This is a genomic window from Nostoc sp. FACHB-888 (genome assembly GCF_014696655.1).
In the GTDB taxonomy this organism is placed as follows: Bacteria; Cyanobacteriota; Cyanobacteriia; order Cyanobacteriales; family Nostocaceae; genus Nostoc.
This window is the reverse complement of the sequence record NZ_JACJQM010000019.1, coordinates 73,642-94,773: the sequence shown is the minus strand read 5'-3', so window position 1 is coordinate 94,773 and position 21,132 is coordinate 73,642. Positions and strand designations below refer to the sequence as shown.

General features: G+C 43.0%; 21 protein-coding genes and 1 other RNA gene. 10 read left to right on the top strand and 12 right to left on the bottom strand.

Annotated features, from left to right (window positions below; all coding sequences use genetic code 11):
- Positions 1–264: 264 nt before the first annotated feature.
- Entirely contained in the window at positions 265–708 is a 444-nt protein-coding gene (locus tag H6G26_RS14640) for a helix-turn-helix domain-containing protein (RefSeq protein WP_190729947.1), read from the top strand.
- A 427-nt stretch (positions 709–1,135) separates the two neighbouring features.
- Here H6G26_RS14640 and ssrA read toward each other — a convergent pair.
- From ssrA to H6G26_RS14585, 11 genes are all read right to left on the bottom strand, one after another.
- Positions 1,136–1,528, bottom strand: a transfer-messenger RNA (tmRNA) gene (gene ssrA, locus H6G26_RS14635).
- 141 nt (positions 1,529–1,669) lie between these two features.
- Complete coding sequence (locus H6G26_RS14630) at positions 1,670–1,837, bottom strand: hypothetical protein (protein WP_190729946.1); 168 nt, start codon at positions 1,835–1,837, stop codon at positions 1,670–1,672.
- A 127-nt stretch (positions 1,838–1,964) separates the two neighbouring features.
- Positions 1,965–2,912: a F0F1 ATP synthase subunit gamma gene (locus H6G26_RS14625; protein ID WP_190729945.1), complete on the bottom strand. Its 948-nt coding sequence runs from the start codon at positions 2,910–2,912 to the stop codon at positions 1,965–1,967.
- A gap of 167 nt (positions 2,913–3,079) precedes the next feature.
- Positions 3,080–4,600 carry a F0F1 ATP synthase subunit alpha gene (gene atpA / locus H6G26_RS14620; RefSeq protein WP_190729944.1) on the bottom strand — a complete coding sequence of 507 codons (1,521 nt, stop codon included), beginning with the start codon at positions 4,598–4,600 and terminating at the stop codon, positions 3,080–3,082.
- 190 nt (positions 4,601–4,790) lie between these two features.
- Complete coding sequence (gene atpH, locus H6G26_RS14615) at positions 4,791–5,345, bottom strand: ATP synthase F1 subunit delta (RefSeq protein WP_012411165.1); 555 nt, start codon at positions 5,343–5,345, stop codon at positions 4,791–4,793.
- Positions 5,342–5,914 (bottom strand): F0F1 ATP synthase subunit B, encoded by a 573-nt coding sequence (locus H6G26_RS14610; protein WP_190729943.1) that lies wholly within the window; start codon positions 5,912–5,914, stop codon positions 5,342–5,344. Before H6G26_RS14610 ends, atpH begins: the two co-directional genes overlap by 4 nt.
- A 194-nt stretch (positions 5,915–6,108) precedes the next feature.
- Positions 6,109–6,540, bottom strand: coding sequence for a F0F1 ATP synthase subunit B' (locus tag H6G26_RS14605; protein ID WP_190729942.1), 432 nt, complete (start codon positions 6,538–6,540; stop codon positions 6,109–6,111).
- 185 nt (positions 6,541–6,725) lie between these two features.
- On the bottom strand, positions 6,726–6,971 hold the full coding sequence (gene atpE / locus H6G26_RS14600) for an ATP synthase F0 subunit C (RefSeq protein ID WP_012411162.1): 246 nt from the start codon (positions 6,969–6,971) through the stop codon (positions 6,726–6,728).
- Positions 6,972–7,119: 148 nt separating this feature from the next.
- On the bottom strand, positions 7,120–7,881 hold the full coding sequence (gene atpB / locus H6G26_RS14595; RefSeq protein ID WP_181984851.1) for a F0F1 ATP synthase subunit A: 762 nt from the start codon (positions 7,879–7,881) through the stop codon (positions 7,120–7,122).
- A 60-nt stretch (positions 7,882–7,941) separates the two neighbouring features.
- On the bottom strand, positions 7,942–8,382 hold the full coding sequence (locus H6G26_RS14590) for an ATP synthase subunit I (RefSeq protein WP_190729970.1): 441 nt from the start codon (positions 8,380–8,382) through the stop codon (positions 7,942–7,944).
- Between the two features lie 529 nt (positions 8,383–8,911).
- The gene (locus H6G26_RS14585; protein ID WP_190729941.1) at positions 8,912–10,114 is read right to left on the bottom strand and encodes a class I SAM-dependent methyltransferase; all 1,203 of its coding nucleotides are present in this window, start codon (positions 10,112–10,114) and stop codon (positions 8,912–8,914) included.
- A gap of 35 nt (positions 10,115–10,149) precedes the next feature.
- Here H6G26_RS14585 and H6G26_RS14580 point away from each other — a divergent pair, with 35 nt between their 5' ends.
- Positions 10,150–10,926 carry a 2-phosphosulfolactate phosphatase gene (locus H6G26_RS14580; protein WP_242053719.1) on the top strand — a complete coding sequence of 259 codons (777 nt, stop codon included), beginning with the start codon at positions 10,150–10,152 and terminating at the stop codon, positions 10,924–10,926.
- 155 nt (positions 10,927–11,081) lie between these two features.
- On the opposite strand, the gene H6G26_RS14575 is transcribed toward H6G26_RS14580, so the two are convergent.
- On the bottom strand, positions 11,082–11,612 hold the full coding sequence (locus H6G26_RS14575; protein ID WP_190729940.1) for a hypothetical protein: 531 nt from the start codon (positions 11,610–11,612) through the stop codon (positions 11,082–11,084).
- A 19-nt stretch (positions 11,613–11,631) separates the two neighbouring features.
- Between H6G26_RS14575 and H6G26_RS43765 the strand changes: the two genes are divergently transcribed.
- The 8 genes from H6G26_RS43765 (at position 11,632) to H6G26_RS14540 (ending at position 21,106) form a co-directional block, all read left to right on the top strand.
- Complete coding sequence (locus H6G26_RS43765) at positions 11,632–11,766, top strand: hypothetical protein (protein ID WP_277883873.1); 135 nt, start codon at positions 11,632–11,634, stop codon at positions 11,764–11,766.
- A 383-nt stretch (positions 11,767–12,149) separates the two neighbouring features.
- Positions 12,150–15,422, top strand: a complete 3,273-nt coding sequence (locus H6G26_RS14570) for a phycobilisome rod-core linker polypeptide (protein WP_190729939.1) — start codon at positions 12,150–12,152, stop codon at positions 15,420–15,422.
- Positions 15,423–15,796: 374 nt separating this feature from the next.
- Positions 15,797–16,282 carry an allophycocyanin subunit alpha gene (gene apcA, locus H6G26_RS14565; RefSeq protein ID WP_100899350.1) on the top strand — a complete coding sequence of 162 codons (486 nt, stop codon included), beginning with the start codon at positions 15,797–15,799 and terminating at the stop codon, positions 16,280–16,282.
- Between the two features lie 65 nt (positions 16,283–16,347).
- Positions 16,348–16,836 (top strand): allophycocyanin subunit beta, encoded by a 489-nt coding sequence (gene apcB, locus H6G26_RS14560; protein ID WP_100899351.1) that lies wholly within the window; start codon positions 16,348–16,350, stop codon positions 16,834–16,836.
- 222 nt (positions 16,837–17,058) lie between these two features.
- Positions 17,059–17,265 (top strand): phycobilisome linker polypeptide, encoded by a 207-nt coding sequence (locus H6G26_RS14555; protein WP_190729938.1) that lies wholly within the window; start codon positions 17,059–17,061, stop codon positions 17,263–17,265.
- A gap of 323 nt (positions 17,266–17,588) precedes the next feature.
- Positions 17,589–18,140, top strand: coding sequence for a heme NO-binding domain-containing protein (locus H6G26_RS14550; RefSeq protein WP_190729937.1), 552 nt, complete (start codon positions 17,589–17,591; stop codon positions 18,138–18,140).
- A 7-nt stretch (positions 18,141–18,147) separates the two neighbouring features.
- Positions 18,148–19,629, top strand: coding sequence for an ATP-binding protein (locus H6G26_RS14545; RefSeq protein WP_190729936.1), 1,482 nt, complete (start codon positions 18,148–18,150; stop codon positions 19,627–19,629).
- A gap of 274 nt (positions 19,630–19,903) precedes the next feature.
- Positions 19,904–21,106, top strand: a complete 1,203-nt coding sequence (locus tag H6G26_RS14540) for an FtsW/RodA/SpoVE family cell cycle protein (protein WP_190729935.1) — start codon at positions 19,904–19,906, stop codon at positions 21,104–21,106.
- The last annotated feature ends 26 nt before the right edge of the window (positions 21,107–21,132 follow it).

Below are 21,132 nucleotides of genomic sequence, written 5' to 3'. Positions count from 1 at the left end.
CTCAAGGCAATACTTATTGAATAGTAGCCTTTTAAGTGTCGGCATCTTTAATACTTGTAGCCTAGTGCCTCTAGTGTGTTATTAAATACCAATAGAATGAGTATATGGATTAAAAAGTAAAAAAAATCACCACAAATAAATTTAGGTTTTTCAGATAGATTGAATTCTCCTTTTTCTAAATTTTAATTTTTGCCTTGTTCAGTGAATAGGCATAAAAATGACAAAAATTAATTGTGTGAAAGGTTATTTTTTATGGGATGCCGATTGAAAGTCTTTTTAACTGAAGAAGAAAAGCTGACTTTAGAAGAGTTAAGAAAAGCCAAAGATGTTCCTCAACGCACCAAGGATCGTGCTCAAGTTTTACTCCTGAATACTCGTGGCTTAAAAAATGAGCAAATTGCTAAAGGCTTGAACTGGGCAATTTCAACAGTACGTCAAACCCTTCATCGTTGGGAAAAGATGGGTTTAGCAGGTCTGTGGGACGCTCCTGGTCGAGGAGGAAAACCCCGATATTCGGAATCAGACTTGGTCTATCTAGAAAATTGTTTAGCCCAAGAACCGCAGAGTTATAATTCAAAACAACTCGCAAAAAAACTGGCATCTGAGCGTCAAGTAAGCTTGAGTGCAGACCGATTAAGACGGGTACTTAAAACAAGGGGAAGAAGGTTTGGAAGCCCACGTAAACAACCCCAGGAACAGAATAATTAAAGCCTAAATCTATCCTAGAATTTATCCCACTTACAGAGGATTTTGCTGTTAGGAGATACAATAACAACAATAGGTAAACCAATTTTGGAAGTGTTGAGGAAAGCTGAGTAACATAGCAATTAGCAACTTATGAATCACTTCCGAAGTCTTTGGTGCAAAACGACACAGAAAAGCTTTTAGTTGTGACCATAACATTTCAATGGGGTTGAAGTCAGGTCAATAAGGGGAAATACAGCAGGTTGCAAGTAAGTAAGGTACAAAATGCAAGACTTAAGGTTTAAATATAAAAAGTTTCTACCTCCTGCCTCAAAGCCCGTAGCTTTGCACTTTATGCAAAGGAAAACTGCTGTATAACTAGCTGTCTTTACATGGCAAAAAACAAAATCCACCTGGATAGTAGATACCAGGTGGACTTGTTAACTGTTTTTAGTGGATCCGAGCAGAGTCGAACTGCTGTCCAAATTGGGTATTGACCCCCCGCTCATTCACAGGTTTAGCCTTTCTGACCCTCAAGGCGGGAATCGTTCATTATCCCGAACGTAGGATGCTCTGATTTAATCTTAGCTAACAAGCCAACCAGAGAACGCTTGCTAGAGCATCCGTTGGGGGTTGGTCTTCAGTCCTTAACGGAGTCAAACTAAAGACGCTCGAACCTGTAAGAGGTTTTTAGGCAGCTGCTACTAGAGCAGGCTTACGAGCAAAGCTAACGATGTTATTCGCATTTACTTTTTGTTTGAGCCTTTGATTTCCGAGAGGAGACTCACTCTCGACCTGAATCACAGAGCAGCGTTCGCCAACCTGTCGAAACCGTGACGGACCCATGCGCTTCATAATTCAATTATAATACGCAGTTTGGGAAATGTGTCACCGACAAAAAATTTTTGGTTAATGCCAGCACTGCTGAGAAATACAGGGTATCTTTATAAACCTCAGTGCATAATTGCCTATATACCAATACAGTTCAGTTAAGCTTTTTTTCTCCCCCTGCAATGCCAGCCTCCGCTACTCTCTCTACCTGCCTTAACAGATAAATTTGCTTAATCCAAGCGTATTGGCGACCTATATCTATATCCCGCACTACGCTTGGGTTAAGGCTAAAAGCTAAATCGGCGTAGGTTGAGTTGAGCATATTACCATATATCGTCAATGTGATCTATCAAAAGTCCCAAATACTAAAAACAGCCAATTACTAATCTTAAAATAATTAGCAATTGGCTATATATTACAAAGCACTACAAATAAATAATTAGCTGTACCTAAGTTAGTGCTTCAGCACCACCAACAACCTCTAAGAGTTCCTGGGTAATTGCAGCTTGTCGGGCTTTGTTGTAAGACAGCGTGAGGGTGTTAATCAATTCACCAGCATTTTCACTAGCATTACTCATAGCTGTCATCCGGGCTGCTAGTTCACTAGCTGCCGATTCTTGGAGCGCTCGCAATAGCTGGTTACTAAGATACAGGGGCAACAGTGAATCGAGAATCTGCACTGGATCTTGCTCGAAAATCATGTCAGGGGCTAACGGGCGGACTTGGCTAGTCACTTTCTCCCGTTCGACTTCAAATTTACCGCCACGGGTTGTCAAGCGGAAGATTTCATCATCGGCTGCTTCTAGACCTTGCGGATCGAGGGGCAGTAAGGTTTGTATCACAGGACGGGAGCTAACCAAGGAAAGGAATCTGGTGTAGATTAATTCGATGCGGTCTACTTCTTCGGAAAGGAACAAGGAAAGTAGTTGGTCGGCAATCTGATTTGCTTCTGCTGCGGTGGGAATTTGCTCTAAGCCGCTATAGGTAGCATCAATAGGCTGATCACGGCGTTGAAAGTATTGTGTAGATTTGCGTCCGACTAACACAAATTTATAATTTAAACCTTCTGCCTTGATTTCTTTGGCGCGGTTTTCTGCACGACGGATAACGTTATTATTGTAGCCGCCGCATAGACCGCGATCGCCTGAAATTACCAATAGCCCGACTGACTTAACTTCTCTTTTTCTCAGCAGTGGCAGGTTTGCTTCTTCAAAGCGCAGACGGCTTTGCAAACCATACAATACTTGTGCCAAGCGATCGGCAAAGGGGCGAGTCGCTAGCACTTGTTCTTGCGCTCGCCGCACTCTAGCCGCAGCTACGAGACGCATGGCTTCTGTGATTTTTTTGGTATTTTTGACCGACTGAATGCGATCGCGTATTGCTTTTAGATTGGCCATATTTTTTTCCTTAGTCCTTAGTCATTTGTCATTTGTCCTCTCTTACAAAGTTCTGATGCCTGCGGCAACCCCTTCGGGGAACGGAGGAAACCTCCGCTCAGACTTTGCGCTTTGTCACTAGTCATTAGTTATTTACCAATGACTAATGACTAATGACTGATGACTAATTACGCTGCTGCTTTGAAGGTCTTCTTGTATTCGGTAAGTGCTTCCTTCAAGGCAGTTTCTTCTGCATCACCTAGTGCTTTGGAGGCTCTTACTCCTTCGGCATACTGGGTTTTACCAGTCTTTAAGTACTCCCGCAGACCTTGGGTAAAGGTTGTGACTTTATCTACGGGAACGTCATCCAAATAACCATTGATACCAGCGTAAAGAATTGCTACTTGCTCATATACTGAGAGTGGCGAATTTTGTGGCTGCTTGAGAAGTTCGCGTAACCGTTGACCCCGTGCCAACTGGTCTTGAGTGGCTTTATCTAAGTCAGAAGCAAATTGAGCGAAGGCTTGCAAGTCGTCAAATTGGGCTAGTTCCAATTTAATCTTACCGGCAACTTTTTTCATTGCCTTGGTTTGCGCCGCAGAACCCACGCGGGATACAGAAATACCTGGGTTCACAGCTGGACGAATACCAGCGTTGAACAAGTCAGAAGATAGGAATATCTGACCATCGGTAATGGAAATTACGTTGGTGGGGATGTATGCCGAAACGTCACCAGCTTGGGTTTCGATGATTGGTAGGGCGGTCATACTGCCTTTACCTAATTCATCACTCAGCTTGGCGGCTCTTTCTAACAAGCGGGAGTGAATGTAGAATACATCTCCGGGGTAAGCTTCGCGTCCGGGTGGACGACGCAGCAGTAGTGACATTTGGCGATAAGCTTGGGCTTGCTTGGAAAGATCATCATAAATTACCAGGGTAGCTTTGCCTTTGTACATAAAGTACTCAGCAATAGTTGCGCCTGTGTAAGGAGCTAGGTATTGTAGTGTTGCTGGTTCACTGGCACTAGCTGCGACAACGATGGTGTAATCCATTGCGCCTTTTTCTTGCAATGTCTGCACCACGTTAGCTACGGTGGAAGCTTTTTGACCGATCGCAACGTATACACAAACTACATCTTCTTCTTTTTGGTTGATGATTGTGTCGATCGCGATCGCAGTTTTACCTGTTTGACGGTCGCCAATAATCAATTCCCGTTGACCACGACCGATAGGAATCATTGAGTCAATAGCTGTGATACCCGTTTGCATGGGTTCGTGTACTGACCGACGAGCAATGATACCGGGTGCTGGAGATTCAATCAAACGGCTTTCTGAGGATTTGATGTCTCCCTTACCATCAATGGGGCGACCCAAAGCGTCTACAACTCGTCCAATTAAGGCTTCTCCTACGGGTACTTGGGCAATTCTACCGGTAGCGGTTACAGAGCTACCTTCTTGAATTTCTAGCCCTTCACCCATAAGCACCGCGCCTACGTTGTCTTCTTCTAAGTTCTGGGCGATGCCAATTGTACCATCTTCAAATTCCAAAAGTTCCCCAGACATAGCCTTTTCCAGACCATAAATCCGGGCAATACCGTCGCCTACTTGTAGGACAGTACCAACGTTAGCAACTTTGACCTCTTGATCGTATTGCTCGATTTGTTGTTGGATAATGCTGCTAATTTCGTCAGGTCTAATTGATATGCTCATGTGTCTATCTTGTTTGCTTTCGAGACGGGAAAATTCAATAGTTAGGAGTGATGAGTTAAGAGTGATGAGTTAAGAGCGATGAGTTAAAAAAGCAAAGGTTAAAAGTTAAAAGTCAAAATAAATTATTGTTTACTTAACTCTTAACTCCTAACTTCTAACTCCTAACTCCTAACTTCTAACTCCTAACTTTCTAGCTATTAGTTAAGCGCAATGAAAGGCGACGCAACTGACCCCGGATACTGGCATCAATTACTTGCGAGCCTACTTTAATGATCACACCACCAATTAACTCGCTGTCTACCTTGGTTTCTAGTTCTACCTGGCGAGCATTACTGATGGCAATAACCTTTTGAATGATTGCCTGCTGTTGAGCTTCTGTGAGGGGAACGGCTGAAATTACTTCCGCTAATACGGTTTGATTCAGCTGCCGCAACAGCGCCAGATATTGTTGAAAAATAGATTCCAAGAATGCAATGCGGCGTTTGTCTACTAATATCAACAAAAAGTTGCGTAAGTAGGGGTTAGAGCCTTCACCGAGTATTTGTTTGATGAGAGCTTTTTTGTTCTCAGCCTGAATAAACGGGTTGCTGAAGAAGTTGTGTAGCTGTTTGTCTGCTCTGAGCAGTCCCAGGAAAGTACGCGCATCTTCCCCGAACTCTTCTGTCAAATTTTTCGATTGCGCTATTGACAAAAGTGCCTGTGCGTAAGGTTGGGCTACTTCGGCTGCCGCTACTTGACTTGTCATACATTGCCTCCCAGTTGTGCGATGCTGCGGTCAATTAAACTTTGTTGAGCATCGTCGGCAATCCCGCCTTTGAGTTGCGATTCGACTTTTTGCAATGCTAGTGTAGCAACTCGTTGCCGTAGTTGAGCGATCGCTCGCTCTGTTTCGGTGTTTAAATCTGCTGCTGCTGTTTGTTTCAAGCGTTCTACGTCTTGCGCTGCCTTCGTTAACAAGGCTTCTTTCGTCTTTTGGGCGTTTTCTACAGCCGATTGGCGGATGCGTTCTGCCTCTGCCTGAGATTGCTTCAACTGCTCTTGCGCTTGGGAAAGAGATATCTTTGCCTCTTTTAAGCGCCCTTCTGCTTCCTGAATTGCGGTGGCAATATTGGATTGTCGCTCGTTCAGGATATTGCTTAAAACTTTACGTCCGAAGTAGAATAAGATGCCAACCAGAATCGCTAGATTAATCAGATTGGTTTCAAAAATGTCTAGGTTTAGACCGAAACCACCTTCTGCTGCGCCTTCTGCCAATTCAGAGTGAACAGCGTTCGCTTCTGCGGCAAGTAATAAGAATGTCCCCATGATACCCATTTACAAGTGCGCTGCTCGCTTGCTAATACGTTGTATTTTTTCCAAGGGAAGGAGATTTTAAGTATCTTTTCCCCGTAAGGAAATTAAGTATCTTTCCCCAGAAGGGAAAAAGTGCCTTTATTTGACACTTAAATTTTGCGCTCTGGACTAGGGCCCAGTTGCGCGTATGCTTTCACAGAGCCAGTCTAGTTAGCTTATCTAACTGGAGTTGGCCCCAATAGTTTTTCTAGAATCTGCCTGCTTAGAGCATCAACTTGTTGCTCTAAGGTGCTAAAAGCTTCTTGCTTTTGTTGTTCTATTTCAACAGAAGCTTGTTCTCGTTGAGACTGAGCTTCCTTTTGGGCTTCAGCAATTTTCTCGGCAGTAATTTTCTTAGCTTCAAGTTGAGCTGCTTCTACGGTAGCTTGCGATTGTCTGCGAGCGTCTGCGAGTTGTTGCTCATATTCGGTAGCCAAGCGCTCGGCTTTAGCCAAGCTCTCCCGCGCCTCAAGGGTATTCGTTCGGATGTAACTATCGCGATCGTCTAGTACCTTGGTCAGTGGCTTATAGAAAATTGCATTCAACAAAGCTGCTAATAGCAGGAATTGCAATGCCATGAAGGGCAAGGTAGCATCGAAATCAAACATTTGTCTCCTCTTTGGCTGGAGTAGCAGTTTTCATGGCTAGCAACATCATCCAACCTTTCATAATTTTAGAGACCCATAGCCAACAAGGGTCAACTGAACATTATAACTATTGAGATACCCAAAACATTTCTCGATTGTAGAGGCGTGATGATTCACGTCTCCACACTCGCAAAAATTTTCAGATATTAGCCGAAAGGATTAGCAAACAGCAATACCAGGGCAATTACTAGACCATAGATAGTCAAGGATTCCATGAATGCCAAGGTTAATAGCAGAGTACCGCGAATTTTTCCTTCTGCTTCAGGTTGACGAGCAATACCTTCTACTGCTTGTCCAGCAGCGTTTCCTTGACCAATACCAGGGCCAATTGCAGCTAAACCAATCGCTAAAGCAGCAGCGAGAACTGAAGCAGCCTGAACTAATGGATCCATGTTGATTTTCCTTGCTTTGATTACAAAACTAACAAAAGTACGTTAACGATTAGAAACGTGGTTTTCACGCTGCACATAAGTGCTTTGATCGCGCTTTGCGATGTTTTGAGCGAATATGCTCTTGGAACTGTGCTATCAACTGAGAAGTTTAATGCTCCTCATGTTCATCTCCGCCATGCCCCTCCATTGCCTCATGAATGTATGCTCCGGCTAGGGTGGCAAAAACCAGGGCTTGAATGGCACTGGTAAATAAACCCAAGGCCATTACAGGCAGAGGTACAAATAGAGGAACTAGCAGCACCAGTACCGCTACTACCAATTCATCCGCCAAAATATTACCAAATAGACGGAAGCTTAGGGAGAGGGGCTTGGTGAAATCTTCTAGAATTGCGATCGGCAATAAAACAGGTGTTGGCTCTATATATTTCTTAAAGTAGCCTAAACCCCGTTTGCTAAAACCTGCGTAAAAATACGCTAAGGAGGTTAGCAATGCCAATGCAACAGTCGTATTGATGTCATTGGTGGGAGCTGCCAATTCGCCCGAAGGTAGCCTGATGAGCTTCCAGGGAATTAGTGCGCCTGACCAGTTCGATACGAAAATAAACAAGAACAGTGTGCCAATGAATGGCACCCAAGGGCGGTACTCTTTCTCACCAAGTTGGTTTTTTGCCAAATCACGAATAAATTCTAAGGCATATTCCATCAAATTCTGGATGCCCTTGGGAATTCTTTGTGCGTTGCGAGTAGCAGCTATTGAAGCCACTACTAGAATACTAATCACAAACCATGAGGTGAGAAAAACTTGCCCATGAATTTTAAGATTGCCCAACTGCCAATAGAAATGATGACCTACTTCTAATGCGGCGAGGGGAAAAGAATTAAAGGCGTTTAAGACACTAAGCATTTGCATTCTTCAAGCATTTTCCCCAACGAGCGAGGATGGGATTACTATCTTTGTGAGCCTGACTTTTTAAGAATCAGGAATGAACGCAATTTGCACCATATAGACGAAGAGCGTGGCTTTGTAAGTTAGAAATCCCAAAAAAATGGGCAGAATCTGTAGCTCACGCCATCGACTTGCCACGATCATCACTCCAATAAACAGAGCAAAACGAGTTTTGCTCAGACTGGTTTTCTCACTACCAAGCTGCTCAACGTCTCTAGCCAACATTTTTAAGTAAACCACACCTGTACACGCCCCAATTAAATAATTTAGGGCAATGTTTAAGGAATAAAAAATCCACACAGAGATAAAAATAACCCCCGTCAAGACAAGCGTGATTACCAATAATCGCTGGAAGAGTTGATGGAACTCTTGCATGGAGTTACCTGATTCTGTGTCTCCAGAACCAGTTTTAGCATCTTGTTGCGTTGTCGGAGTGGGCGCAATTGATTCGTCTGACAAGCTCACGGGACTTGAAACCAGTACAGTTAAATATGATGACTGCACATTCAGTCAGCTGAATCATATCACGATCCGGTAACAATACTTTAGGAAAAAACAATTAACTTCTTGTCAACATCAGGCAGTCAGTAAAATCGCGCTCACAGAAGCGAGAGAGCGGCTAATCATGTGAGGGAGCGTGTGGACGAATAATCAATAAGTGCTGCCTGAAAATTCAAAATTTCTTCCAATTCCAGTTTTTTTGAGTGAATAATTATCCTCCAAAGTTTGAATTAAGTTGGTGTCAATAAAATCAACTGGTGCTTGAGGAGCGTATGAACGTACCGCAAATCAGAAATTGTAGAGTAGCGGCAAGTCATTAAATATCGCACCACTGCTGAATTCCAGAAAGCTCCAACTTTTGGGATGTACAATACCCTAGTTTCTTAGGCACTTTCCTAATTTACATTAATTTGCCAAAAGTGGTGATCGGCGATCGCTCTTCACCACGAGTATAAATTGACAAATCTTAACTTAGTATCAACGTCAAGTGTAATTAAACAGGTGTCAATAAAATCAGCTGCTGCTGAAGAAGCGTTCTTACCCCATCCAATCCCAGTTGCACACCTGCTAGAATCTCTGCCACTGTTGAATTAGCATCACACTTTTGCATAAATTCAAACTCTGGTACAGATAAATTAACAATCTGGTAATCGTAATTAAAGAAACATTGGCTAGGAAATCCTTCAATACAAGGATTAAGTTCGGGAATCGCTGCCAGTAGGGCGTTATCGTCTGACCAGTCGGACTTAATTAAGGGAGGACGACCGAGGAAAAATTCGTAATGAGTTACTTCTGGATCAAGTAATTCTATCAGGCGGTAAACCTGGCGTTGGCTTTGCCCGCCGCAGGCATCGCTCAAAGCTTTTGCCCGTTCTAGTAACTCTGGTGCTTTGCCTAAAAGTCTCTCCAAATCCCAGAAACTCGGATTCGAGAAACCAATAAACTCCAATCCCGAAGCATCAATTAATTCAAACAGCGTCTCAATGTTGTAATCAATTTCCTGGGGATGAACGTACATATCAGCAAAGTTTTCATCCTTGTGGTTTTCTAATGACCAACGCTGTTTATCGTATTTGACAATTCGATTATTTTCTGGTAAAGAAGCAAATATTTGTCGTCCGACTTGGACACCATCGCGGTAGTCGCCTTTTTTGTCACCTTGAAGAAGTGCGATCGCTTTTTGCATGAGTCGAATTTCCCAACGTCCCAACTCCCCGTACACAAAAATGTGCATTAACCCGCCTGGGGCTAACTTTTTCGCTAAAGCTTGAATACCACGAATTGGATCGGAGGTATGATGCAAAACACCAACACAATTGATTAAATCAAACTCACCCGGTAACTGTTCCACATCAAACAAGCTGAGGTGATGAAATTCAACGCGGGTAGCCCCTGAACGCTGACAACGTTCTTTTGCTACAGCTAAAGCGCCAGTACTGAGATCAATTCCTACAACAGAAGCTTGAGGATTGAGGTGAACCAAGTACTCTGTACCCACACCAGTACCACAACCTGCATCTAAAATCCGAATATCTTGCCTTTGGGGTTTTTGACCTATGCAGAAGTTATGAGCGGCTAGCCAATTCCAGCGCCAGTTGTAACCTGGGGGTGGTTCATCCAATAGGGCTTCCGGCGGAAAGGGGTAGGTATTGTAGAGTTTGGCAACAGCAGCACTAACAGTTTGGGAATCGGACATGATGAGGAATAACGCAGCATTTCTGAGTTTAGCGAATGCTGGACACTTCAGGTAGACAAATAATTGCGATCGCTCCAATGATTTACAACCAATCAGAGTTTAATTTACGCTGTGAATGGGGTTCACAAGGTGTTGCTCAACTTGCTCCCGTAAGTAATGTAATTGTAATAGTTGACGTTCTCTCTTTTTCTACCTGTGTGGAAATTGCCACCAGCAACGGCGCGATAATTTTTCCCTACGCATATAAAGATGAATCAGCCATAGATTATGCCAAATCAGTGCAAGCAGAGTTAGCAAGTCATAGACAACGTTGGACAACAAGTGGATATTCTCTCTCGCCAAAATCGATGACTCAGATTCCTACTGGAACTAGACTAGTTTTACCGTCACCTAATGGTTCAATTCTTACTTTACATACAGGGAATACACCAACTTTGGCTGGTTGCTTGCGAAATTGCCAAGCTGTAGCGCAGTTTGCTCAAAAGTATGGTGATAAAATCGCTGTGATTCCTGCCGGTGAAAGGTGGAAAGAAGATGGTAGCCTCCGCCCTGCATTTGAAGATTTAATTGGTGCTGGGGCAATTCTCAGTTATTTAGATGGCAGTCTATCACCAGAAGCCGAAGTCGCTGTAACAACATTTCAAGCTTTCCAGCAGGATTTACTGGGGTACTTGAAAAAATGCAGTTCGGGTAAAGAGTTGATTGAAAAAGGTTTTGAGTCAGATGTTGAACTGTCCGCCGCCTATAACGTAAGTGATTGCGTGCCTTTATTTACTAATAATGCGTATGTAAATTACAGGCTACAGACTTAAGAGACTCCCAAATAAAAAATATCCCAACACTGACACAAAAATCTTCTCTATTTCTCCTCTCTCTGTGTTCTCTGCGCGGCAGCCGCTCATGGAGGAAACCCCCAAGACCGCGCTGCCTTGTCTCTGTGGTTAGTTTATTTCTTGGAAATCCTTAATTAAATGTCGCACTGATTGGTTTGGCAATATTTGGCATTATCTATAAACTCTTGCAACTTATTCAAGGGAATTATCTGCAATGATGAGCCACCCTGCACTTCAGCAGCGATGTAAGCAAACTTTTGTCCGCGATAATACTGGTCGCGTCCAACTTTGGTGATATATCGCGACTTCTGGAAGTCATTGGCAATATTAGAATTATAAATATTTTGTAACAATTTCATTGCATTGGCATTTTTTGTGGTGAATTTGAGGCGTTTATCACCACTAACGGTTATGCCTTCTTTATTCACTGTCCCATTTTGAGAAGTGACATCAGCATAAAAGTATAAATTTCCCTTTGTACCGTCGTAGCCGTGGGCTTCGTTGTTGTATCTCAGAGTTGGTAGTTGAGGTTTGGTCTTTGCCCACTTCACAACGGTGCTGATGTTTTGCTCTGGAAGCGCATTTACGGGAGTGATAAGCAAAATAACTGCGATCGCAGACAGTGTAGCATTGAATAAATAGTTAAATTTACAACTTTTGTTCATAGTATTTTCCCTATATACAATGTTGATAGCTAAAGCTGAATTCAACGAGATTGAAGAATTATTTGCCGTCGGCGTTATTTATGAATATTTAGCTGCCAGTAGCAAAAACAACTTAACATCGGCTAATGGCTACTGTCCACCGACATTACCGTAGGCAATTTGATTTCAACTAAAATTTTGTATAAGTTGTAATAATCGTAGGGTAGACACAGGCACAAACTTCAAAATAGAGGTTTGCGGCATTAGTAGACCATGCCTAACCTATTACCTGGTTACAAAACTTAGATATTGTCTCAGCCAAACAAGAGTATGTACTCTTAAGATTGGATGTATCTAAGCTACGGTTCTACACAGTTCTTAATAAACCAGCTTTGAGAACGCAAAACGTTCTAATCTAAAAGCTAACCGGGTTAATTTACTGGCAGTTTTGCAGGCACTACTCTCAAGCTGATAAAGCACAGACGCACCGATGTGTCAAGCCTCAAAGCGACCCAGACTTAACACATAAATGATTATGATGGGAGTTTTACAAATCCGATGAGTGTTAAGGCAAGTGGTGGAAGCTCAGTTGCGCGTCCGCAACTATATCAAACCCTAGCTGTAGCGACAATTACCCAAGCCGAGCAGCAAGACCGCTTTTTGGGAAATGGTGAACTAAATGAACTGGCAAGCTATTTTGCATCTGGTGCAAAGCGTCTAGAAATTTCCCAGACGCTGACGGATAATGCCGAGATTATTGTATCTCGCGCTGCCAACCGGATTTTTGTCGGTGGTTCGCCTATGGCTTTTTTAGAAAAGCCTAGAGAAGTAGAAATAATACCTGTTAGTGCTGGTGCTAATGTTCAGCAAGGGATGCAACTGGGAACTGTAACCTACGTTGAAAGTCGTGGTGGGTTCCTAGAAAATTTACGATCAATATTTAACTCATCCCCCAGTGGTCCGATACCTCCAGGTTTCAGACCAATTAACATTGCTCGATATGGCCCAAGCAACATGGCCAAGAGCTTGCGGGATTTATCCTGGTTCTTGCGCTACGCTACTTATGCGATCGTTGCTGGCGACCCCAACATCATAGCGGTGAATACACGGGGTTTGCGGGAAATCATTGAAAATGCCTGCTCTGGTGAAGCAACGCTGGTAGCTTTGCAAGAAATCAAAGCCGGGTCACTTTCCTTTTTCCGCAAAGATGCTGAGGCTACAGAAATTGTGTCTCAGTACATGGATGTTTTGCTAACAGAATTCAAAGCAGCCACACCTTCAACTAAAGTTCGCCAACGCCCCTCTAGCGACCAGCAAGGGTTGGAACTGCCGCAAATTTACTTTAATGCGGCAGAACGGCGTCCCAAGTTTGTGATGAAAACTGGGTTGTCAAGTAGCGAAAAAAATGAGGTAATCAAGGCTGCATATCGGCAAATTTTTGAGCGCGATATTACCCGTGCTTATAGCTTGTCGATATCTGACCTAGAATCCAAGGTGAAAAATGGCGACATTTCCATGAAGGAGTTTGTTCGTCGTCTAGCTAAATCTCCCCTTTACCAAAAACAGTTTTACCAGCCTTTTATTAACAGCCGAGTCATTGAACTAGCTTTCCGTCACATTTTGGGACGGGGTCCGAGTAGCCGCGAAGAAGTACAAAAATACTTCTCGATTGTTTCTAATGGTGGTCTGCCAGCCTTAGTAGATGCCTTAGTAGATTCTGCTGAATACAGCGACTATTTTGGCGAAGAAACAGTACCTTACCTCCGGGGTCTTGGTCAAGAGGCACAAGAATGTCGCAACTGGGGACCGCAGCAAGACCTGTTTAACTACAGTGCGCCTTTCCGCAAGATACCTCAGTTTATTACCACATTTGCTGCTTACGAGCAACCACTACCAGACCAACATCCCTATGGTTCTGGAAATGACCCCTTGGAAATTCAGTTTGGGGCGATTTTCCCGAAAGAAACTCGCAACCCCAGCACCAGTCCGGCTCCTTTTGGCAAGGATACCAAGCGCATCCTAATTCACCAAGGGGCAGGGATTAATAACCAAAATAGCAATCCCAAAGCGCGGGGTGAAGCTCCTGGTACTCTTGGGCCCAAGGTGTTCAAATTAGATCAACTGCCTGGTACTATTGGTAGAAAGGCTGCCAAAGGTTCTAGTGTCAAATTCTCCGAAAGCTCTACGCAGGCAGTGATTAAAGCTGCTTACTTGCAAGTTTTCGGTCGTGATCTCTACGAAGGTCAGCGTCCGAAGGTATTGGAAATCAAGCTGGAAAACGGCGATATCTCTGTACGGGAGTTTATCCGTGCTTTGGCTAAGTCGGATGTATTCCGTAATCTGTACTGGACATCGCTCTATGTTTGTAAAGCGATCGAGTATATTCACCGTCGCTTGTTGGGTCGCCCGACTTATGGTCGTCAAGAACTCAACAAGTACTTTGACATTGCTTCAAAACAAGGCTTTTACGCGGTGGTTGATGCCATTATTGACAGCGTAGAATACACTGAAGCATTTGGTGAAGACACAATTCCTTACGAACGGTATCTGACTCCTGGTGGTGTATCAGGGCGGCAATTGCGCGTTGGTAGCATTCGTGAAGATGTTGCGGCGAAAGTTCAGAAAGAAGTAACACCGAGCTTTGTGACATTGGGTAGTGTTACAGAAAAACGGTCAGAACCAGATGTTCAGTTCCGCGTTAACCAAGGCGTCAGCAAGCAACGCGAACAAACCAAAATCTTCAAGCTGGTAGCGAATATCAGTGACAAAGTTGCAGTGCAAACTTTGATCAGTGCTGCATATCGTCAAATTTTTGAGCGGGATGTTGCACCCTACATCGCCAAAAACGAATTTACAAAATGGGAAAGCAAGCTGGGGAATGGCGAAATTAGTGTGAAGGAGTTTATTGAAGGTTTGGGTTATTCTAACCTCTACCTGAAAGAGTTCTACACACCTTACCCCAACACCAAGGTGATTGAGTTGGGAACCAAACATTTCTTGGGACGTGCGCCACTAGACCAGGCAGAAATCCGCAAGTATAACCAGATTTTGGCTACTCAAGGTATTCGTGCCTTTATTGCTGCTTTGGTAAATAGTGTGGAATATAACCAGGTATTTGGTGAAGATACGGTGCCTTACCGTCGCTTCCCGACTCTACCTGCGGCAAACTTCCCGAATACGGAGAAACTGTACAACCAGCTTACCAAGCAAAACGATGACGTAGTTGTACCGAGCTTTAAGCCAGTGCAACCGCGTGTAGGAGTTAGCAACGATACTCCGCTTTTGGTGCAGGCGATCGCAGATATAGCAGCGCAAACAAATGGTAAGCCCTCATTTGCTGAACTGGGTCGTTCCTACAACGATGGTAGCGAACAACCTGTGGAAGTGGCTGTGCGTAAACATGCACGCATTTACCGTCTAACTGAAAACACAAACCAAGCCGAAAGACAACAGGCAATCAACGCCATTTACTGTCAGGTATTGGATGTATTTAGCAGTGAAGTGCCTGATAATTTCCGCCGTACTGACTTAGACAGCAAACTCCAGAATGGTGAAATTTCCGTCCGGGAGTTTGTACGTGAACTAGCTAGTTCCGAAATCTATCGCCAGCGCTTCTTATTACCTTATCCTCATGCCAAGGTGATTGAGTTCCTCTTCCGCCATCTGTTGGGGCGTACACCCGCAGATCAGGAAGAAATCTCCCAGTATAACAATCTGCTAGCTAATAGTGGTTTGTCGGCTGCTGTAGAAGCAATAATCGATAGCCCAGAATATAGCCGCTACTTCGGTGAAGATGTTGTACCTTACAACCGCTTCCCATCAAGCAGGTAACATATCGGTGGAGTAGGGAGTAGGGAGTAGGGTACAAATTATTTACTGTTCCCTTCCCCCTCTCTCCTTCGTAACCTTTCGTAATATTGCTCTCAGATTAGGGCTAAAACCCGAAATTCTGAAAAACAATATTACAAAGTGTTAAGAGCAGTAATAAATGCTCAACAGAATGCCGGAAAATGTTTTGCGGAAGGTAACTGAGTTTCAAAGCTTGTTTACTTGTGTTGACTAAAGAAAACTCGTAATTCATTAGCCGTAACAGTTATTGAACTGTTGTATCTAAAAGAACGAGAAAAGGAACTCAGTGAACCGAATTTAAAGTCGCACTAGTATAATCAAATCCTGGTTTCATTCGTATTTGGAGGAATCCATTAATGAGTATCGTCACGAAAGCTATCGTGAATGCTGACGCAGAAGCTCGCTACCTCAGCCCTGGTGAATTGGATCGGATCAAATCCTTTGTTGCTAGTGGTGAGCGCCGTGTGCGGATTGCTCAAGTTTTGACAGAAAATCGCGAACGGCTGGTTAAGCAAGCTGGCGATCAACTGTTCCAAAAGCGTCCTGATGTTGTATCTCCTGGTGGTAACGCTTACGGTCAAGAATTGACCGCTACTTGTCTGCGTGACCTAGATTATTACCTCCGCCTCGTTACCTACGGTATCGTTGCTGGTGATGTTACCCCCATCGAAGAAATTGGTGTTATCGGTGTCCGCGAAATGTACAAGTCCTTAGGAACTCCTATCGATGGTGTTGCTGAAGGTATCCGTGGACTCAAGAATGTAGCTACTACATTGATGTCTGGTGATGATGCTGCTGAAGCTGGTAGTTACTTCGACTACTTAGTTGGTGCCCTGCTATAAGGTGATGCTGTTTCTCTGCCGAAACAGAAGTATTGCAATACGGTTGGAAATAAGGAATTAACAACATGGCTCAAGACGCAATTACCGCTGTAATTAACTCCGCAGACGTTCAAGGTAAATACCTAGACTCTTCTGCTTTACAAAAGCTAAAAGGCTACTTCGCAACTGGCGAACTGCGGGTACGTGCTGCTAGCACCATCAGCGCTAACGCTGCTGCGATCGTTAAAGAAGCTGTAGCAAAATCTTTGCTATACTCTGACATCACCCGTCCCGGCGGCAACATGTACACCACTCGCCGCTATGCAGCTTGCATCCGTGATTTGGACTATTACCTCCGCTATGCCACCTACGCTATGTTAGCTGGCGATCCTTCCATTTTGGATGAGCGTGTATTAAATGGCTTGAAGGAAACCTACAACTCTTTAGGAGTTCCCGTTGGTGCTACCGTGCAAGCTATCCAAGCAATCAAGGAAGTAACCGCTAGCTTGGTTGGTTCTGATGCTGGTAAGGAAATGGGTGTTTACCTAGACTATATCTCTTCTGGCTTAAGCTAAGAACTAGTTTGCGCTTAAAAATTTAGGTGCGACTTTATTAAGGTCTGGAAATCAACCGTGAGTGCTAGAACGTTATATTGCTTATCTTGGTAAATTATCATTGATGAGTGTTGGTGGTCTAGTATTGATGTTTGATTTCCAGCCTTTGAATAATTAAAAGATTTGCACTCAAGATTTTGAGATAAAAAAGTTTTCACAAAGTTTACAGGAGATTTTGAAAATATGTCCCGTTTGTTTAAAATTACTGCTCTAGTTCCCAGCCAAACCAGAATTCGTACCCAACGCGAACTCCAAAATACTTACTTTACTAAATTAGTTCCTTATGAGAACTGGTTCCGTGAACAGCAACGCATTCAAAAAGCAGGCGGCACAATCATCAAGGTGGAACTGGCAACTGGTAAGCAAGGTACTAATGCTGGCTTGTCGTAATTACTGTAGATAAAACATTATTTTAGAGAATTGGTAAGAGGTCAGTAAAGACCTCTTTTTTTTGCTGCTTGTATTTTTGAAAATTAAAATAGCAAAGTAGTGGGAAAACCGAATAAGTGAAAATACGGTTGTAAGAATGAGTATTTTTAGCATTAAAATGCGAACAGTTTTCCTTATTTTTTGGGCTTTTAAAGCTGTAATAAAACATTTCAAGGTTTAACTACAGAAAACCTTGTGATTTAAATAACCCTTTTAGGGAATCAGTTGTTAAGTTTCGCTTAAATTTACAAAGCAAAATTAGGTACAGTCATGAGGAGGCTTCCATGTACGGGTTAGTAAATAAAGCAATTCAAGACATGGTATGCAGTCGCTTTGGCGAAGAGACTTGGAAAGAAATTAAGCACAAAGCAGAGGTCGACATAGATGTTTTTCTCAATATGGAAGGCTATCCCGATGACATGACCCACAAGCTCGTCAAAGCTGGTAGTGTCGTTCTGAGCTTATCTACCCAACAAATTATGCAAGCTTTTGGAGAATTCTGGGTTCAGTACACAGCCCAAGAAGGCTATGGCGAAATGATGGATATGAGTGGAGATACACTACCTGAATTTTTAGAAAACCTTGATAATCTTCATGCTCGTGTGGGAGTTAGCTTTCCCAACCTCCAGCCCCCATCATTTGAGTGTACTGATATGGAAGAAAATTCTTTGAGCTTACATTATCGCTCTGATAGAGAAGGGCTAACGCCAATGATTCTTGGACTAGTTCAGGGATTGGGAAACAGGTTTGATACAGAAGTTGATATTACTCAAACCCAGAATCGGGATGAGGGTGCTGAACATGATGAATTTTTAGTGATTTATAAACCAAATTGAGTGTAGCATGGCTTCTCCTCACCTTACGCTTTCGCCAGAGCTTCTGGCGAAAGCTTTTCCCTTCCACTTTGCCTTTAGCCGTAATCGAGAAATTGTACAAGCTGGTGATGTTTTAGGGCGGATTAGTCCTGAACCACTAGTTGGTAAATTGATTGAGCAGCATTTCCAAATAAATCGTCCAAAAATTTTGGTTGATTTTGATGCTATTAGTCAACAGTCTCGTGCACTGTTTATTTTAGAGTTTCTCCACAATGGAATGCAGCTCAAGGGTCAGATGATGTATCAACCAGAGCAGGAAGTTATATTTTTTCTAGGTTCTCCCTGGATTACAGATACAATTAGTCTGGCTCCTCTGGGTCTTAAACTCAAAGACTTTGCGATTCACGACCCGATTGTTGATTTCCTATTTCTACTGCAAGCCCAGAACACCGCTTTGGCTGATGCTAGAAACTTAACAAGCGAACTTAAACAGCAAAGGGCACAACTACGGAGTGCATTGCAAATCAAGGAGAATCTAGCGGAAATTGCTGAGGCTCAGACTAAAAAATTAGAAAAATCCCTCCAGGAGCTACAGCAAACTCAAGCCCAACTAGTTCAGGCTGAGAAAATGTCTAGTTTGGGACAGTTAGTTGCTGGAGTTGCTCACGAAATTAACAACCCCGTTAACTTTATTTACGGAAATCTAAAATATGCAAAAGATTATACACAGTCTCTGTTAAGGCTTGTGCATCTTTACCAACAGTTTTATGCTAATCCTGTATTAGAAATTCAAGAATACACTGAGGAAATTGAGTTAGACTTTTTACTAAATGATTTACCCAAAATCCTAAGTTCGATGCAAGTAGGAGCCGAAAGGATCTCTGAAATTGTCTTGTCTCTTCGGAATTTCTCTCGTCTTGATGAAGCGGAGAAGAAAACTGTTGATATTCACCAGGGACTGGATAGTACTTTGCTGATTTTACAGAATCGGTTTAAGAATAACATTGATCATCCTGGGATCAAAGTGGTCAAAAATTATGGAAATTTGCCTTTGGTCGATTGCTACCCTGGCCAACTCAATCAAGTATTCATGAATATTATCAGTAATGCCATCGATGCGCTCGAAAATTATAACGATAAACGAACGATCGCAGAAATTCAGGCTAATCCTAATAAAATTACAATTACTACGCAAGTCATCGAAACACAGTGTGTTATCCGAATTGCTGATAATGGTTCAGGAATGACAGAAGCAGTTAAGGAACGACTGTTTGATCCATTTTTCACAACTAAGCCTGTAGGTAAGGGTACAGGATTAGGTTTATCAATTAGCTATCAAATTGTAGTTGAAAAACATGGGGGAACACTGAGATGTGTATCAGAACCTGGACAAGGAACTGAGTTCTGGATTGAAATTCCCCTGTCTATAGAGAAACAAGCAGTTAATTGCGTTAAATCCTTGAGTCTTATGAATTGCCAGAATTCAGCAATGCTTGCAGTGGGGGAGTAAGACTCACCACTTGATTATTTTGGCTCTCCGAGCTTCTGAAGTAAAGAAGCTTTAGATTCAGGAGAAGTCTAAATTATTCTTTAAATTACTGTATTTGATGTATTAAATTATGCCTGTTAATTTTCAATGCAGCGATCGCAAAAATTGATCGAGCGGTGTATTGAAGTTTACTATTTTAAGATTTATGGTTGTAAAGCTTACTTATGAGTTATAAATTATGATTTATGAGTTTTACTGTTAACTCCTAATTCCTAACTTTTTACCTATACTGCTCGTGAATCTACGCCGCCTGATTCCAATTTTTGATAGTTCAGTCTCCAACTGGGCATTAGAAGCGCGGCTGTTGCGCTGGTTAACGTTCATTTGGCTGTTCGTCGGCTTGATAATGCTATTTTCAGCATCCTATCCTGTCGCTGATGCCCGTCATGATAATGGCTTGTACTACTTTAAGCGTCAACTGCTTTGGGTCTTAGTTTCCTTAATTGGATTCAATATTATTGTTAATTTGCCATTGCAGAAAATTTTGGGACAATCCCATTGGTTTTTATTAGTGTTTTTGACATTAATTTTCATGACACTGATCCCAGGATTGGGAAAGAAGGCTTTTGACGCAGCGCGTTGGATAGCGATCGGACCAATTCCGATTCAACCTTCAGAATTAATTAAACCCTTTTTGGTGCTGCAAAGTGCGCGGCTTTTTGGCCAGTGGGAACGAATCAGTTGGCGGGTTCGCTTGGCTTGGTTGGGTATATTCAGTCTGGTACTTTTAGGAATTCTTGCCCAGCCTAACTTGAGTACAACAGCACTTTGCGGCATGACGATTTGGCTAATTGCTCTAGCAGCTGGCTTACCTTACAAGTATCTTGGAGGAACAGCAATTGGTGGAGTGATGTTGGCACTACTTAGTATTAGTATTAAAGAGTATCAGCGTAGGCGGGTGATGTCATTCCTCAATCCGTGGGCAGATGCGAGAGGAGATGGCTATCAGTTGGTGCAAAGTCTACTAGCTGTGGGTTCTGGTAGAACTTGGGGTTCTGGATTTGGGCTTTCTCAACAAAAGCTATTTTATTTACCAATTCAGGATACTGATTTTATTTTTGCGGTGTTCGCCGAAGAGTTTGGCTTTGCCGGCAGTATGGTACTGTTGGCACTTTTAGCTACATTCGCCACTCTCGGATTAATTGTAGCTCTGAAGGCTAAAAATACAGTACATCGATTGGTGGCGATCGGTGTGACAATTTTGATGGTAGGACAGTCATTGCTCCACGTCGGTGTTGCTACAGGTTCTCTACCAACTACTGGCTTACCCTTGCCCATGTTTAGTTATGGTGGTAATTCTATGATTGCTAGCTTAATAGCTGCTGGGTTGCTGGTTCGGGTAGCACGCGAGAGTAGTGAAGCTGAGGTAGTACCGTTGCGAAAACCCCTAGTTGAAAGTGGTCGTAGAAGTCGAGCTTTTCAGAAAAATAGGAATTGAGCTAGCAAAAGCTCTTTGCAGGAATT

What these genes read in the sequence shown, in the direction of transcription:
- H6G26_RS14630 (WP_190729946.1), bottom strand. Translation starts at nt 1,837, where the DNA reads ATGCTCAACTCAACCTACGCCGATTTAGCTTTTAGCCTTAACCCAAGC.
- H6G26_RS14625 (WP_190729945.1), bottom strand. Translation starts at nt 2,912, where the DNA reads ATGGCCAATCTAAAAGCAATACGCGATCGCATTCAGTCGGTCAAAAAT.
- atpA (WP_190729944.1), bottom strand. Translation starts at nt 4,600, where the DNA reads ATGAGCATATCAATTAGACCTGACGAAATTAGCAGCATTATCCAACAA.
- atpH (WP_012411165.1), bottom strand. Translation starts at nt 5,345, where the DNA reads ATGACAAGTCAAGTAGCGGCAGCCGAAGTAGCCCAACCTTACGCACAG.
- H6G26_RS14610 (WP_190729943.1), bottom strand. Translation starts at nt 5,914, where the DNA reads ATGGGTATCATGGGGACATTCTTATTACTTGCCGCAGAAGCGAACGCT.
- H6G26_RS14605 (WP_190729942.1), bottom strand. Translation starts at nt 6,540, where the DNA reads ATGTTTGATTTCGATGCTACCTTGCCCTTCATGGCATTGCAATTCCTG.
- atpE (WP_012411162.1), bottom strand. Translation starts at nt 6,971, where the DNA reads ATGGATCCATTAGTTCAGGCTGCTTCAGTTCTCGCTGCTGCTTTAGCG.
- atpB (WP_181984851.1), bottom strand. Translation starts at nt 7,881, where the DNA reads ATGCAAATGCTTAGTGTCTTAAACGCCTTTAATTCTTTTCCCCTCGCC.
- H6G26_RS14585 (WP_190729941.1), bottom strand. Translation starts at nt 10,114, where the DNA reads ATGTCCGATTCCCAAACTGTTAGTGCTGCTGTTGCCAAACTCTACAAT.
- H6G26_RS14580 (WP_242053719.1), top strand. Translation starts at nt 10,150, where the DNA reads ATGCTGGACACTTCAGGTAGACAAATAATTGCGATCGCTCCAATGATT.
- H6G26_RS14575 (WP_190729940.1), bottom strand. Translation starts at nt 11,612, where the DNA reads ATGAACAAAAGTTGTAAATTTAACTATTTATTCAATGCTACACTGTCT.
- H6G26_RS43765 (WP_277883873.1), top strand. Translation starts at nt 11,632, where the DNA reads ATGTTGATAGCTAAAGCTGAATTCAACGAGATTGAAGAATTATTTGCC.
- H6G26_RS14570 (WP_190729939.1), top strand. Translation starts at nt 12,150, where the DNA reads ATGAGTGTTAAGGCAAGTGGTGGAAGCTCAGTTGCGCGTCCGCAACTA.
- apcA (WP_100899350.1), top strand. Translation starts at nt 15,797, where the DNA reads ATGAGTATCGTCACGAAAGCTATCGTGAATGCTGACGCAGAAGCTCGC.
- apcB (WP_100899351.1), top strand. Translation starts at nt 16,348, where the DNA reads ATGGCTCAAGACGCAATTACCGCTGTAATTAACTCCGCAGACGTTCAA.
- H6G26_RS14555 (WP_190729938.1), top strand. Translation starts at nt 17,059, where the DNA reads ATGTCCCGTTTGTTTAAAATTACTGCTCTAGTTCCCAGCCAAACCAGA.
- H6G26_RS14550 (WP_190729937.1), top strand. Translation starts at nt 17,589, where the DNA reads ATGTACGGGTTAGTAAATAAAGCAATTCAAGACATGGTATGCAGTCGC.
- H6G26_RS14545 (WP_190729936.1), top strand. Translation starts at nt 18,148, where the DNA reads ATGGCTTCTCCTCACCTTACGCTTTCGCCAGAGCTTCTGGCGAAAGCT.